Genomic DNA, 14,044 nt, shown 5'->3' with positions numbered 1-14,044 from the left:
TCATGGGCGCGGGGCGGCGTCATGTCGAAAGCGGTGGCACAGGGCCGTCCGTTCACTTGGCCCCTTGCAGGTCCCGGGCGGTGTCGACGTCCCGCAACATGTCCACAAGCGCGACCTTGCGACCGGCGACCGAGGCCCGCGTGTCGGCTAGAGCGTGCTCCGTGGACCAGCGGACGCCTCGGAACAGTCCTTGCGGAAACTGCCCCGCGTTTTTCACCCCAACCAGCCAGTAACCGCCGTCCTCTGCCGGGCCAAAGACCACCTCTGCCCCGCCCAGGGCGCGGAAGGCGCGCCAGATCGCGGCAGGGGTGATGCCGGGAATGTCGGCGCCGATCACGCAGACCGGACCGGGGGGCGCCGTCCGCATGGCCCGTGCCATGCGCGCCCCCAGATCGCCGCGGCCCTGCGGCAGGCGGGCGAGGTCCTCGGGCCAGCAGCGCGAGGCCATGCCATCGCGGTCAGGGGATACCGCCAGAACGATCCGCCAGCGCGGATCGCGCAGGCGGCGCAACAGGCGCGCGCATTGGTGCCGGAACCACCAGGCGGCGGCCACGGTGCCGATGTCGCGCGCCAGCCGGGTCTTGACCCGTCCCGGGCGCGGTTCCTTGACCATGACGATCAGGGTGCGTTGCATCGTAGGTGTCCCGGCAAGTGGCCCCGGGTCGGGTCCGGGGCGATGTTTCGGTCAGGCGAAGTAGTCGCGCAGCATCCGGGTGTAGATCGCCTTGAGCTGATGCACATGCGCGATCTCGACCCGTTCGTCGACTGCGTGCATGGTCTTGCCCACGAGGCCGAATTCCACGACCGGGCAGTGATCCTTGACGAAACGCGCGTCCGAGGTGCCGCCGGTGGTGGACAATTCCGGCGTGATGTTGGTCTCGATCGCGACGGCACGCGAGACAAGCTCGGACAGCGGGCCCGGCGGGGTCAGGAAACTCTCGCCCGAGATCTTGATCTGCACCTCGGTGGTGGTGCCGAATTCGGCGTCCACCTTCGCCGCCTCCTGGCGCAGCCAATCGGACAGGCCGGCGCCGGTATGGGTGTCGTTGAACCGGATGTTCACCGTGCCGCGCGTCTGCGCCGGGATCACGTTGGTCGCCGGGTTGCCGGTGTCGATTGTGACGACGGCCAGGGTGGAGGGGTCGAAATGATCCGTGCCCCGGTCCAGTTCATGCGAGGCCAGCCGGTCCATCAGCCGCGCCATCGCGTGCATCGGGTTCACCGCGCGGTGCGGATAGGCGGAATGGCCCTGTTTGCCGGTGACGGTGAAATGGGCATTCATCGAGCCGCGCCGCCCGATCTTCATCATCTGGCCCATGTGGTCGGGGCAGGTGGGTTCGCCGACGATGCAGACGCTCATCTTTTCGTCGTGCTCGGACATCCAGTCGAGCAGGGCGGTGGTGCCATCGACGGACTCGCCTTCCTCATCGCCGGTGATGGCCAGGATCAGGGCGCCGTCCGGGGGCGTGTCACGCACGAAATCCACGGCGGCGGCGGCAAAGGCGGCGACGCCGGATTTCATGTCGGTGGCACCGCGGCCGTAGAGGAACCCGTCCTCGATCTCGGCGCCGAAAGGGGCGTGGCTCCAGTCGTCGGGGTTGCCGATGGGCACCACGTCGGTATGCCCGTTGAAGCCGAAGCTGCGGGCATGGCCCTTGTCGCCCCAGCGGGCAAAGAGATTGGACACGCCGCCTCGATCGACACGGGTACAGGCAAAGCCCGCCCCTTCCAGAAGGTCCTGCAAGAGGACAAGGGCACCGCCCTCTTCCGGCGTGACAGAGGGGCATTGCACGAGGCGGGCGGTAAGATCGACCGGATCGGTGGTCATCGGCGGCTCCTTGGGTGTGACGTGGCACAGGGCTACCGCGCCCTGCCGCGCTTGGCAAATGGCGTGAGGCAGGGCGGTGTGCTAGGCCTGTTTCACGCAGGCAAGAAAGGGGCGGCATGGGCTGGATTGCAGTGGCGGACGCAGGCGGGCGCTGGCTTCGGCCGGACTGGAAGGACAGCGCGCCAGAGCGCCTTCTGCCCCGCGGCACGCTGATGGTCGAGACACCGGTCACGCGTACCCCGCGGCCCGAGCGGATATTGTCGCTGGAGCGTGAGAGCCCTTGGCCGGGAAGCCTGTCGCTGACGGCACTGCCGGGCGAGGGGCTGGCGCTGGTGGTGACGCAGGGTGCTCAGCTGATTCAGGCGGTGCTGCCGCTGGATCTCGACGGGCGCGAGGACAGCTTGCGGATCACCTATGCCTGGGACAGTCCGGCGCGGCGCGGGCGGTTCGCGGCGGAACGCACCGATGGGACGGTATTGGCGCTGCGCGAGGTCGAGGCGCCCCCGCCGATGCTGGCGGCGGATGCGCAGGGGCTGAATGGCGGGGGGCTGGCGCTCTGTGCGCTCAGCGAGGCGGTCGAACCGCTGGGGCCCGTGCCAACGCTGGCCGCGACGACCCGGGTCGAGACGCCGCAGGGCGCGCGGCCAGTGGACGCATTGGACCGCGCCGACACGGTCCTGACGCGGAGCGGAGAGGCCCTGCCGGTCCTGGCCCGGCTAGAGCGCAGCGTTCCGTCGCGCGGATCGTTCCGCCCGGTGCGCCTGCGATCGCCCTTTTTCGGGCTGCGCGCGGATTTTGTCGTTGCACCGGGGCAAAGCCTGGTCGTCTCGGGGACGGATGTTGCCTATCTTTTTGGCTGCGAGGCGGTGCTGGTGCCCGCCTCGGCCCTCGTGAACGGGCGGACGGCGGTCTTCGAGGACACCGGGCCGGTGGTGACATGGCACCAGCTGCTGTTGCCGGGGCACGAGGCGCTGCTGTCCGAAGGCGCCGGGATCGAGAGCCTCTATGTCGGGCGTCTGCGCCGCCGGCGCGAGGTGCTGCGCGAAACCCTGCTGGCGGAGGTGCCGCCGGGAATGATGCCGGAACATGGCGGCCGGGCGCTGAAGGTGCTGGCGCCCTACGAGGCGATCACGCTGGCCGAGGCCCGCGCCGCCTGAAGATCAGTCGAAGAAGGGAGAGACCTGCGCCACGATGACGGCGTTTTCCGCCAGGGCGCGATCCATCAGCGCCGCTTCGTCGTCGTCGATCTCGTGGCCTTGCGCCTCGCGTTCTTCGCGGGTGCCGTAGCCGGTGACATCCAAGGGTGCCATGTCGGCCTGTTTCAGGATCGCGACGGTTTCGCGCACGGCCTCTGCCTCGTCCACGCCGGAGGCATAGCACATCAGCCCCGCGCCGGTCGCCTTGTCGGGCAGCCCGTCGCCGGACTTGCGGCCGACCTCGACCAGCAGGGTGTAGACCTGTTGCGGTTTCTTGCCCGCCATTTCCGTGCTCCTTCGTGCCGTCACGCGCCGTGGGATGTGCCTTTGCGGGCGGGCTGTCAAGACAGGGCCTGTGGCATTCCGGCCACGGGTGCGTGAGACGTCAGGAAATCCTCACTTGGTCCGAATCGCGGGGCGGCGGTATCAGGGCGCATCCGAAACACCTCGACGGAAAGGAGGGCGCCCATGATGATCGACATGCCAGACGCCCTCGCGGGCCACATCCTTTAAGACCCGAACGCCCCAGCGCGGGGCTGATTTCCCAAGAGCGGCGCGTCATGCGCCGATGGTTTCATGGACAGTTTCCTGACAGATATGCTCACCCGGGCGGTGGGCAGCGATTTCTTTGCCGGTGGCCTGGCGCTGGGCGCCTTCGGGGCCGCGATCGGCATCCTGCGCATGGTCTATGGCATGGCGCGCGCGCAGGCGCGGCGCCGCTGGGCGGTGTCGCTGACCGTCGACAACCGGTCCGAGGCCTACCGGCATCTCTATGTCTGGCTGGACCGCAAGGGCGTGCTGCGGGGCATCCGGCAGGTGCAGGCCACAGGTGTCCGGGCGGGCAGGGCCGAGATCTTTGCTCCCGTCGAAGGGCGGCACTGGTTCCTGCACGGTGGGCGGCTGTGTTCCTTTGAACGTGCGCTGCGGGAACAGACCCGTGTCGGCGGCGATGGCGGCCCGATGGAGGTGCTGACCGTGACCATGCTGTTCGGCCGGTCCGAGGTGCTGCGCGGTTGGATCGACGAAGGCGCCGCGATCTGCGCCGCCGAGGAAGAGCGCGCGCCGATCCTGCATGTCCTGCGGGGCGACTGGTGGGACCATGTCTGCGAGATGCCGCGCCGCGCGCTGGACACGATCCTGGCCGAGGACGACCGGATCGAGCGACTGCGCGACGACATGGCCTGGTTCTACGGCAACGAGCAATGGTACCGGGCGCGGGGTGTGCCCTGGCGGCGGGGCTACCTGCTGTTCGGGCCGCCGGGCACCGGCAAGTCGAGCGTGATCCGCGCCCTGGCCAGCGACCTGGGCAAGGACCTGGCCAGCGTCAGCCTGGCAAGCCCCGGTCTGACGGACGAGGATCTGCGCAGCGGCATGGCTTCGGCCCCCAAGGGCGCCTTCCTGGTGCTGGAGGACATCGACGCCAGCTTTGCCGGGCGTGGACAGGGCGAGGCTCGGTCGGGCATCAGCTTTTCCGGGCTGCTCAATGCCATCGACGGGGTGGCGGCACAGGAAGGGCGGGTGCTGGTCATGACCACCAACCACCCCGAGCGTCTGGACCCGGCGCTGATCCGGCCGGGGCGTGCGGACGTGCACCTTGAACTGGGCCCGGTTCCGGCCTCGGTCGCGGCGGATCTGTTCCGCCGGTTCTTCCCCGGGGAAGACACTCTGGCAGAGCGGTTCGCCGAGGCGCTGGGCACGCGCCGGGTGACACCGGCGGCGCTGCAGGGATGGTTGTTGCGCCATGCGCAGGACCCGGTGGCGGCCTCGACGGCAGAGGGGCTGCTGCCCGGGGCCGAGGCGGTGGCCGCGGAATGAGGTCAGGGGCGCGGTGGAGATGGGACGCGCAAGCCAGCGGCGCCAACGCCATGGGCCGCCGCCCGGAAATGACGTCTCAGCCGCCGACCACGGCCAGGGCGACCGCCCCGCCGTAGATCAGGATCAGAAGCAGGCTTTCCAGCCCGATCTGCGCCGGGCCGTGGCGTTGTCGCAGGATCAATCCGGCCAGTAGGACGGCGGTCATCATCTGACCCGTCACCAGCCAGTAAAGGTCCTGCGTGCCTACCGCGTGATAGAGCGATCCCTCGCGGTAGGCCGTATCGGCGAAGACCAGGAAAAGCGTGTCGAAGGTATTGCCGCCGATGATCCCGCCAAGCGCCAGTTGCAGCGCCCCGCGCCGGGTGGCGGCCAGCGTTGTCACCAGTTCGGGCATCGAGGTGACGACGGCGGTGACCAGCGCGCCCACAAGCGTCGAACCTAGGCCGAAACGCGAAATCAGCGTTCCGCCGACCTGGCTGATGATCCAGCCGCAGAGGCCCATGACCGCCACCAGCGCGGCAAATCCCAGTGCCGGTTTCAGCGCTGACCGTTGCGGTTCGCTGCTGTCCTCGGGCGTGTCGTTGCGGGTTTCCGGCGTCTGGACCGGCTTCCACATGGGCCGTTCGCGCAGCTTGGCCGTCAGGTGCAGCCCGCCGAGGTAGACCATGACCAGCAGGGGCGACGCCGGGTGAATGCCCCAGAACGCGATGTCCGGCCCGGCGATGGCGGCCAGCGGCAGGCAGAGCAGCAGGATCAGCAGAACAGACTGGAACAGGTTGGCGGGTTCGGCAGCGGCATGTTCGAGATTGGCCTTGCGATAGGTCAGGTCCGCCAGCGCAAGAAACAATGTCTGGGCCGCGATCCCGCCCACGGCGTTTGAAAAGGCAAAGGAGGCATCGCCCGAAGCGGCCGCATTGATCGAGACGATGGTGCCCGCCAGCGATGTCGCCGCACCCAAGAGGACCGCGCCGACCAGGGCCTCGCCCATGCGGGTGCGGTCGGCCAGAACGTCGGCCAGATCGGTGGCGCGGATCGCAGTGATCACGAGCACCGCCGCCGAACCGGCAAAGACCGCCAGAAGCGGCAGGAGCGAGAGGCTGGTGATCATGCCGGGCGGGGGAAGCGTGTTCTGGTCATGCGTCTAGAACCCGCCCGGCTGTCTTAGGTTCCGCGATCAGTCGCGGAGCAGTTCGTTGATGCCGGTCTTGGAGCGGGTCCGCTCATCAACGCGCTTCACGATCACGGCGCAGTAGAGGTTGAGGTTGTTCTTGGTGGGCATCGAGCCCGCAACCACCACGGAATAGGGCGGCACCTCACCCATGAAGACCTCGCCCGTCTCGCGGTCGACGATCTTGGTGGACTGGCCGATGAAGACGCCCATGCCGAGGACCGAGCCTTCGCGCACGATCACGCCCTCGACGACCTCGGAGCGGGCGCCGATGAAACAGTTGTCCTCGATGATTGTCGGGCCGGCCTGCATCGGTTCCAGCACGCCGCCGATGCCGACGCCGCCCGACAGGTGGACGTTCTTGCCGATCTGCGCACAGGAGCCGACGGTGGCCCATGTGTCGACCATCGTGCCCTCGTCGACATAGGCGCCGAGGTTCACAAAGGAGGGCATCAGCACCACGCCGGGCGCGATATAGGCGGATTTGCGGACGATGCAGTTGGGCACCGCGCGAAAGCCGCCGTCTTTCCACTCGGTGTCGCCCCAGCCCTTGAACTTGCTGTCGACCTTGTCCCACCAGTGGCCGCCCTGCGGACCGCCGTCCTGCTGTTCCATGTCCTTGAGACGGAAGCCCAGCAGCACGGCCTTCTTGGCCCATTGGTTGACGTGCCAGTCGCCGTTCTCCTGGCGTTCGGCCACGCGCAGCTTGCCGCTGTCGAGCGCGTTCAGCGTGTCCTCGATGGCTTCGCGGGTTTCGCCGCCGGTCGAGGGCGTGATCTCGGCGCGGTTTTCCCAGGCAGCCTCGATGGCCGTTTCAAGTTGTGCGTTGGACATGCGGTCCTCTCCCCACGGAAATATCGTTCCGAAGCCCTATAGCGGCCTTGCCCGGGTGGGACAATCCTAACCGCTGCCGCAAGGGCAGGGAGGGGCGGAGCGCCGTCAGCCCAGCGGGTCGGGGGAGATGTTGCCGCCGCAGACCAGCACCGCCACGCGCTCATCCGGTTCCGGCGCATAGGCCCCGCAGCGCAGGGCGGCAAGCGCGGTGGCGCCGGCCGGTTCCACCAGCAGGCGGTGGGCCTGCCAGAGCGCGCGCTGCGCGTCGAGGATCGCGGCATCGGGAACGGTGATGACCGGCGTGTCGAATTGCTGTGCAAGGTCGAAACAGATGTCGCCGATGCGCCGCGCCCCCAGCGCGTTGGCCGCGACACCGGATACCGCCACGTCCACCGGTTTGCCTGCCGCCCGTGCGGCCTCCAGCGCATTGCAGGGGACGGGTTCGACGGCAACGATCTTGCGGGCGCCTTGTGCCCAGGCCAGCGCGCCCGCGATCAGGCCGCCACCGCCGACGGCGATCAGAACCGTGTCGGCCTCCAGTCCCTGCGCCTCCCATTCGCGCAACAGGGTGCCTTGTCCCGCCACGGTCAGCGGCGCGTCATAGGCGTGGATCTGCATGGCCCCCTGTTCCTCTTCGTAGCGGCGGGCCATGTCCAGCGCGTCGGCGTATTCACCGGGCACCACGGTCAACTCGGCCCCGGTGCGTTCGATCAGGGCGATCTTGGCCGGGCCCGCGATTTCGGGGACGAAGATGCGCGCCCGGTGGCCCAGCCTTTGCGCGGCAAAGGCGACTGCCGCGCCGTGATTGCCCCCCGAGGCCGCGACGACGCCGCCCGGTGGCACATCCGAGGCGCGCAGGGTGTTGAAGGCGCCGCGCGCCTTGAAACTGCCGGTGTGCTGGCATTGTTCCAGTTTCAGGCCAATGTCGCGGTCCCACAGGGCGTCGCTGTGCATGACCGGGGTGCGGACCGTGTAGCCTGCGATCCTGCCGGCGGCGCTTTCGATTTCCGATGTCCAGTCCATGTGCGGTCTCCTCCGGCAGTGGGCGCTGCCGGGCCGCGAGGGCACGCGGCAACTGGCGCTTCGGACCGGCAGGCTATAGTTCTGAGAAGAGGCGAACAAGGAGCCGCGACATGAAAGAAGACCGCCGCAGCCCGCTGCGCGACGCCAACCTCGACCGCAGCACGGCCGAGCACGTTCCGCAGACCCCACAGACGCAATCGCCCAGCTATCGGCTGGCCTTTGCGGACGTGGATTTCATGGGGCAGGAGGAATTGCGCCCGGTGCGTCTGCAACTGGAACTGCTGAAGTTCGAGATGCTGATGGACCAGTACCAGATCGACTCGACCGTGGTGCTGTTCGGTGGCGCACGCATTCCCGCGCCCGCCGACAAGGACAAGGCGCGGACGCAGACACTGGCCGACCTGTCCCGCTTTTACGACGAGGCGCGCGAGTTTGCCCGGCTGATGACGCGCAAGTCCAAGGAGACCGGCAACCGCGAATATGTCGTCTGCACCGGCGGTGGCCCGGGCGTGATGGAGGCAGGCAACCTCGGCGCCCATGAAGAGGGCGGCGTGTCCGTCGGCCTGAACATCGTGCTGCCGCATGAACAGGCGCCAAATGCCTATGTGACGCCGGAACTGGCCTTCAACTTTCACTACTTCGCCATCCGCAAGATGCATTTCCTGATGCGGGCCAAGGCGATTTGCGTCTTTCCCGGCGGCTTCGGCACGCTGGACGAACTGTTCGAGACGCTGACCCTGATCCAGACGGGTCGGATGCAGCGGGTGCCGATGCTGCTGTTCGGGCGCGAGTTCTGGGAGCGGATCATCAACTGGGATGCTCTGGCCGATGCGGGCACGATCAGCCACGAAGACCTGGACCTGTTCCGCTATGTCGAGAATGCGACCGAGGCGATGGAGATCATCGAAACCTGGGGGCCGCTGGACGCGCGGACGGACATTCCGGACCGCTGACGAATGCGGACGGGGCGGGCCTGACGGTCCGCTCCGGACGGGTCAAACCGACTGTGCGGCTTCGTCCAGGTCCGCCTTTTCCACCCAGCGCAGGATGACGGCGCGTGCGGCGTTTTCGTCTTGGGATTCGATCGCCTGGCGCAGATCCTTGAGCACGGTGGCCATTTCGAACTCCGAGAGGAAGCTCTCCTGCGCGCGCAGGATCTTGGTGTGCGGCGTGGTCAGCATGTCGGGCGAGATCAGCAGCTCTTCGTGCAGTTTCTCACCCGGGCGCAGGCCGGTGATCTTGATTTCGATGTCGCCGGCCGGATTGTCGTCGTCACGGACCGAGAAGCCCGCGCCCTCGATCATCTGGCGGGCCAGTTTACGGATCGGGACCGGATCTCCCATGTCCAGAACGAAGACGTCGCCGCCACGTGCAAAGGACCCGGCCAGCAGGACGAGGCGCGCCGCCTCGGAGATCGTCATGAAAAAGCGCGTCACCTGCGGATCGGTCAGGGTCACGGGGCCGCCGCGGGCGATCTGTTCCTCGAAAAGGGGGATGACCGACCCGGATGACCCCAGAACGTTCCCAAAGCGTACCATCGAGAAACGGGTACCTGGGGTGCGCGCGGCCAGATCCTGGATGACAAGTTCGGCCAGGCGCTTGGAGGCGCCCATGACGTTTGTCGGGCGCACCGCCTTGTCGGTCGAGACCAGGATGAACCGGTCGACCCCGGCAGCACGAGAGGCCTCTGCCAGCACCTTGGTGCCCAGGACGTTGTTGCGCAGGCCCGTCATGACGTTGCGTTCGACCAGTGGCAGGTGCTTGTAGGCGGCAGCGTGCAGGACAACGTCGATGTCATGTTCGATCAGGACGTCGCGCATCAGCTGTTCGTCCAGCACAGAGGCCAGAACGGGCACGATGTGCAGCCCGTCGCCGATGTCGCGCAGTTCCTTGTCGATGTTGTAGAGCGCCAGTTCCGAGTGATCGACCAGCACGACGCAGGCCGGTTTGCAGGCGATCAGCTGGCGGCAGAGTTCGGACCCGATGGAGCCGCCGGCACCGGAAACCAGAATGCGGCGGCCGGAATAGACATGGCTGACGCCTGGCAATTCGCTTTCCAGTCGGTTGCGCCCCAGCAGGTCCTGGATCGAGACGGGGCTGACCTGCTTGCGGATCTCGCCCTCGCCGACCATCGCGGCAAACGAGGGCAGGGCGTGCACCTCGCAGCCGATATGGCGCAGTTTATGTGCGATGCGGGCCAGCGCGGGCTGGCTGATCGACGGCATGGCCAGGACGACCCGGTCGATGTCCTTGTCCAGCACCAGTTTCTTGAGGCTGGAAGGGGCATGCACGCGGAGACCCGAGACCATGAGGCTTTGCAGGGTCGGGTTGTCGTCGACGAAGGCAACCGGCAGGATCGCTTCGTCGTGGCGGAGCGCCGCGACCAGTTGCTGGCCGGTCTGCCCTGCGCCGTAGATCAGCACCCGCATCCGGTCCTTGCCGTGACGATAGACATACAGCGTGAACTGGCGCAGGGCGATCCGCCAGGTGGCCGACATGACCAGGAGCAGCAGCCCGAAGATGACAAAGGTGCCCAGGGCCAGACCGCCGTCCATGGCCGCATTCAGGACCAGGCCCAACGCCGCCAGCAGGCCGGCGTAGGTCGCGGTGTGGATCACGCCGCGCATTTCATAGGCGTTGAGGGTGATGCGCGTCAGTCCCAGCCACCAGCCCAGGCCCACCGCCGTGACATTGAGGATCAGCACCAGCGGCAAGAGGTCCGAGACGGTCGTGCTGTCGGGGGTGACGGACGCGGAAAGGATAAGCGCCGCGAACAAGGCAAGCGGGACGACGATCGCGTCCATCAGGATGAAGAGTGCCTGTTTCTGCGCCCGGGACAATGCCGTCACGATCTTGTAGAACATTCAGCTCTGTCCCTCGCTGATGGCCTGTGAAGCTTATACCCGGAGGCGATCCATTTAGACGTGTGTCAATTTGGGTGGGTTCGCCTGTTACGAGTGCTCCGTTTTCTTAACTCATAGGTTACCGAACACCAATCAGGCAAGCTGCTTATTTCTGCAGTTGCGAGTACCGGCGGATTATCTCCTGTCCCGCGTGCCGGATTTTTGGGCGCATTCCGACGGTTCAGGCGGTCCTTTGCGCGGTTCTGAAGCGTTTGTGACGGCGATGGGGGCTTTCGCCCATGCTGCACCTGCGATACATACCGCGCCAGTCCGCCGGCGGGGCATTCCGCCTGTGTCCGGTGGCGCAGATCCAGAGGAGGGCCAGATGGGCTACCGTATTGTCGTCGTAGGCGCCACGGGCAACGTGGGCCGCGAGATGCTCAACATCCTCGCCGAACGGGCGTTCCCCGTCGACGAGATTGCCGTGCTTGCGTCGCGAAAATCGATGGGCACAGAGGTGAGCTTTGGCGACACGACCCTCAAGACCCAGGACCTTGCCACCTTCGATTTCACCGGCTGGGACATGGCGCTGTTTGCCGTGGGGTCGGGCCCGACCAAGGAGTTCGCGCCCAAGGCCGCTGCGGCGGGCTGCGTCGTGATCGACAACTCGTCGCTCTACCGCTACGACCCGGACGTGCCGCTGATCGTGCCAGAGGTGAACGCCGACGCCGTGATGGGCTATACCAAGAAGAACATCATCGCGAACCCGAATTGTTCGACCGCGCAGATGGTCGTGGCGCTCAAGCCGCTGCATGACCGGGCCAAGATCAAGCGTGTCGTCGTCTCGACCTACCAGTCGGTGTCCGGTGCCGGCAAGGAAGGCATGGACGAGCTGTGGGACCAGACCAAGTCGGTCTACAACCCCACCGACGAGGTCGCGCCGAAGAAGTTCCAGAAGCAGATCGCCTTCAACGTCATTCCGCATATCGACGTCTTCATGGAAGACGGGTCGACCAAGGAAGAGTGGAAGATGGTCGCCGAGACCAAGAAGATCGTCGATCCGTCGATCAAGGTCACGGCCACCTGCGTGCGGGTCCCTGTCTTTGTCGGGCACGCGGAGTCGATCAACCTGGAATTCGAGGACTACCTTGATGAGGACGAGGCCCGTGACATCCTGCGCGAGGCGCCCGGCATCATGGTGATCGACAAGCGCGAGGACGGTGGTTACGTCACGCCGGTCGAATGCGTCGGCGACTTTGCCACCTTCATCAGCCGTATCCGCCAGGACTCGACCATCGAAAACGGTCTGAACCTGTGGTGCGTCAGCGACAACCTGCGCAAGGGTGCGGCGCTGAACGCCGTACAGATTGCCGAGGTGCTGGGCCAGAAGGCGCTGAAGAAAGGCTGAGTCTCGAGATACGGGGACATTGAAAACCCGCGCGGTCTGCGCGGGTTTTTTTATGTCAGATGAGTTGGCCCTTGTGGCGCTGCATCGCTTCGGGTGCACGCAAAGGGTTATTGCAGTATCTGCCCTATCCAACCTTGGCGTGCGCAGAGCTGATCTTGTGGCTTGCGTTGCGCGCAAATCCTTGACTCAGGTACGTTTTTGCCCAACCGTTGACATATTTCGACGCCACGATTTTATCACCGCCAAGGAGTGAAAGGATGTTTCGTACTGCCATTCCCCAGGCCAGTTGGCCGATTATTTCCCGCAGACCTGGCCTGCCCAGGCCCCTGGACAGCGAAGCGCTGTCACTCTTGCGATTGTTCCTGACACCGATCTTCGAACGGGCTTCGGGCTGGCAGGGCCTTTCGGAACAGCTTTCGCGCAAGGGCTTTCGACTGGCTTTTCGCCAGGGTCACATGGTCATCCTGAACGACGCGGGCGAGGGGTTGTGCACCGGCTCCGACTTGGGTGTGCCGCTGGCCAAGCTTGCGGCCCGGATGGGACGGCCCTGCGTGCGAGCGCATCGCACCGGAGACACCGGAGAGTTGGACCTGCCCCGCGTCGCGGCGCGGACCGCCCGCACCTGAGGTCTGCGGAAACGAAAAGACCCGGACGCGGTGTGCAGCCGGGTCATGAGCCAGAGTTTCCCGGGATGGGGTCAGACCGGAACGAATTGACCGGACTGGCCGTCCAGGTTCTTCAACTCGCCACTGCCGATATCGACCCATAGGCCGTGCAGGCCCAGCTTGCCTGCCTCGACGGCTTCGCGCACGAAAGGGAAGGTCATCAGGTTGCGCAGCGATACGGAGACGGCTTCGCGTTCGAGGGCGTGGGGCATGTCCGCATCGCCTTTGACGGCCTCGTAGCCAGGCCGCAGGATGTCCATCCAGCGGCCGACGAAGCTGCCGGTTTCTTCCAGCTCGGGGGCGCGCCCCTCGCACATGTCCAGGCAGCCCTGCACGCCGCCACAGTTGGAATGGCCCAAAACGATCAGATGCGCGACCTTCAGCGCCGTGACCGCGTATTCCACCGCCGCCGAGGTGCCGTGGTGCTGGCCGTCGGGTTCGTAAACGGGCACCAGGTTGGCGATATTGCGGTGAATGAAGAACTCACCCTGATCCGCGCCGAAGATCGACGTCACATGGACACGCGAATCGCAGCAGGAAATCACCATCGCCCGCGGCCGCTGGCCCTCATCGGCAAGTCGGCGGTACCACGCGCTGTTTTCCGCATGCGTAGTGGCCTTCCAGCCATGATAACGCTGCAGAAGAAATCCTGGCAGGGGGCGTGCGAATTCCATGAAATCCTCCGGTCGTCGCATTGGTCCAGTTCAACTACGATGAATTCAGCGGAAATTCGAGCGAAAACACATCTCTGGAATAACCTTTTGAGAACCCCGCTGCGGGCATGTTGCCGCCTGCGTGGGGCACTTGAATGGGGTGAGATGTGAAAGAGGTTACCTATCTGGCACCGGCAGAACGGCCCGCCGTTGATCCGGCACAGATCGAAACGCTGTGTACGGATCTTGGCAGACCGGCGGCCGAGGACGTGGTTTGCCGTGCGATGGAGGAATTGGCGCAGCGCATGTGCCATATCCAGACACAGGCCGTGAAAGGGCCGCGCGAGGACATGCACAAGGGGCTGCGCGCCCTGGCGGCGATCGCCGACCAGATCGGCCTGTGCTCGCTGAGCGAGGTGGCCCATGACGTCATGGCCTGTATCGAACTGGGCGACGCGGTGGCCGAGGCGGCGACATTGGCCCGGCTGGCGCGGGTGGGCGAACGTTCGTTGACCGAACTCTGGGATCTCAACGAGTTCACCGTCTGAACGGGACGATCCCGTGGCGTGAAATCCGCTTGCGGCGGACGGCGCAGGCAATAGGCTGGCGGC

Annotated in this window: 14 protein-coding genes; 6 read left to right on the top strand and 8 right to left on the bottom strand. The window is 66.2% G+C overall.

Annotation, left to right across the window (positions count from 1 at the left end):
- Positions 1-52 precede the first annotated feature (52 nt).
- Positions 53-634, bottom strand: a complete 582-nt coding sequence (locus RBB42_RS01440) for a TIGR04282 family arsenosugar biosynthesis glycosyltransferase (protein WP_306043588.1) — start codon at positions 632-634, stop codon at positions 53-55.
- A 51-nt stretch (positions 635-685) separates the two neighbouring features.
- Complete coding sequence (gene dapE / locus RBB42_RS01435; RefSeq protein WP_305967967.1) at positions 686-1,828, bottom strand: succinyl-diaminopimelate desuccinylase; 1,143 nt, start codon at positions 1,826-1,828, stop codon at positions 686-688.
- Positions 1,829-1,944: 116 nt separating this feature from the next.
- On the opposite strand from dapE, the gene RBB42_RS01430 reads away from it, so the two are divergent.
- Entirely contained in the window at positions 1,945-2,985 is a 1,041-nt protein-coding gene (locus tag RBB42_RS01430) for a Hint domain-containing protein (protein ID WP_305967968.1), read from the top strand.
- A gap of 3 nt (positions 2,986-2,988) precedes the next feature.
- Here the strand turns inward: RBB42_RS01430 and RBB42_RS01425 are convergent, their stop codons facing one another.
- Positions 2,989-3,309, bottom strand: coding sequence for a DUF8846 family protein (locus tag RBB42_RS01425; protein ID WP_172431155.1), 321 nt, complete (start codon positions 3,307-3,309; stop codon positions 2,989-2,991).
- Positions 3,310-3,600: 291 nt separating this feature from the next.
- Here RBB42_RS01425 and RBB42_RS01420 point away from each other — a divergent pair, with 291 nt between their 5' ends.
- Entirely contained in the window at positions 3,601-4,839 is a 1,239-nt protein-coding gene (locus RBB42_RS01420; RefSeq protein WP_305967969.1) for an AAA family ATPase, read from the top strand.
- A 76-nt stretch (positions 4,840-4,915) separates the two neighbouring features.
- Here RBB42_RS01420 and RBB42_RS01415 read toward each other — a convergent pair whose 3' ends face one another.
- The 3 genes from RBB42_RS01415 to RBB42_RS01405 form a co-directional block, all read right to left on the bottom strand.
- Entirely contained in the window at positions 4,916-5,947 is a 1,032-nt protein-coding gene (locus RBB42_RS01415) for a sodium:calcium antiporter (protein WP_305967970.1), read from the bottom strand.
- A 66-nt stretch (positions 5,948-6,013) separates the two neighbouring features.
- Positions 6,014-6,841, bottom strand: a complete 828-nt coding sequence (dapD, locus tag RBB42_RS01410; protein ID WP_305967971.1) for a 2,3,4,5-tetrahydropyridine-2,6-dicarboxylate N-succinyltransferase — start codon at positions 6,839-6,841, stop codon at positions 6,014-6,016.
- Positions 6,842-6,946: 105 nt separating this feature from the next.
- Positions 6,947-7,864 (bottom strand): threonine/serine dehydratase, encoded by a 918-nt coding sequence (locus RBB42_RS01405; protein ID WP_305967972.1) that lies wholly within the window; start codon positions 7,862-7,864, stop codon positions 6,947-6,949.
- Between the two features lie 110 nt (positions 7,865-7,974).
- Between RBB42_RS01405 and RBB42_RS01400 the strand changes: the two genes are divergently transcribed.
- Complete coding sequence (locus tag RBB42_RS01400) at positions 7,975-8,817, top strand: LOG family protein (protein WP_305967973.1); 843 nt, start codon at positions 7,975-7,977, stop codon at positions 8,815-8,817.
- Between the two features lie 42 nt (positions 8,818-8,859).
- Here the strand turns inward: RBB42_RS01400 and RBB42_RS01395 are convergent, their stop codons facing one another.
- The gene (locus tag RBB42_RS01395; RefSeq protein WP_305967974.1) at positions 8,860-10,728 is read right to left on the bottom strand and encodes a nucleoside-diphosphate sugar epimerase/dehydratase; all 1,869 of its coding nucleotides are present in this window, start codon (positions 10,726-10,728) and stop codon (positions 8,860-8,862) included.
- A 364-nt stretch (positions 10,729-11,092) separates the two neighbouring features.
- Between RBB42_RS01395 and RBB42_RS01390 the strand changes: the two genes are divergently transcribed.
- Positions 11,093-12,115, top strand: coding sequence for an aspartate-semialdehyde dehydrogenase (locus tag RBB42_RS01390; protein ID WP_305967975.1), 1,023 nt, complete (start codon positions 11,093-11,095; stop codon positions 12,113-12,115).
- 257 nt (positions 12,116-12,372) lie between these two features.
- Entirely contained in the window at positions 12,373-12,741 is a 369-nt protein-coding gene (locus RBB42_RS01385) for a hypothetical protein (RefSeq protein ID WP_305967976.1), read from the top strand.
- Positions 12,742-12,812: 71 nt separating this feature from the next.
- On the opposite strand, the gene RBB42_RS01380 is transcribed toward RBB42_RS01385, so the two are convergent.
- Positions 12,813-13,454 carry a carbonic anhydrase gene (locus tag RBB42_RS01380; protein WP_305967977.1) on the bottom strand — a complete coding sequence of 214 codons (642 nt, stop codon included), beginning with the start codon at positions 13,452-13,454 and terminating at the stop codon, positions 12,813-12,815.
- 146 nt (positions 13,455-13,600) lie between these two features.
- Between RBB42_RS01380 and RBB42_RS01375 the strand changes: the two genes are divergently transcribed.
- Entirely contained in the window at positions 13,601-13,981 is a 381-nt protein-coding gene (locus RBB42_RS01375; protein WP_305967978.1) for a hypothetical protein, read from the top strand.
- Positions 13,982-14,044 lie beyond the last annotated feature (63 nt).

Source organism: Mameliella sp. MMSF_3455 (assembly GCF_030733205.1).
Taxonomy (GTDB): domain Bacteria; phylum Pseudomonadota; class Alphaproteobacteria; order Rhodobacterales; family Rhodobacteraceae; genus Antarctobacter.
Note: the sequence above shows the minus strand (reverse complement) of the source record. Positions and strands in the feature narration are given on the sequence as shown.